The organism is Lentilactobacillus hilgardii DSM 20176 = ATCC 8290, from assembly GCF_000159315.1.
Classification (GTDB): domain Bacteria; phylum Bacillota; class Bacilli; order Lactobacillales; family Lactobacillaceae; genus Lentilactobacillus; species Lentilactobacillus hilgardii.
In genome coordinates this window covers 1-241 of sequence record NZ_GG670074.1, presented here as the reverse complement: position 1 = coordinate 241, position 241 = coordinate 1, and the positions used below count along the sequence as shown (strand labels likewise).

The following is a 241-nucleotide window of genomic DNA, read 5'->3' as shown; positions in this document are numbered from 1 at the left end:
AGGAAGTGATCACATGCTCGATATTGAGAATATAACAAAGCAATTTGGAACGGTTAAGGCGCTTAATGATGTGAGCTTTACGGTTCCGGATGGTCAGATAACCGGTCTTATTGGTCAAAACGGGGCAGGTAAGTCGACAACGTTTCACAGCATTCTGAATTTTCTGAAGTATGGTGGGAAAATTACATGGGATGGAGAACCGGTTACCGAAGCTGATTTTGATAATATCGGTTATTTACCG

Annotated in this window: 1 protein-coding gene; it reads left to right on the top strand. The window is 41.9% G+C overall.

What is annotated here, in order from left to right; translation table 11 throughout:
• Positions 1–13: 13 nt before the first annotated feature.
• The coding region (locus tag HMPREF0519_RS12925) for an ATP-binding cassette domain-containing protein (protein WP_003637241.1) at positions 14–241 on the top strand (228 nt) is incomplete at its 3' end.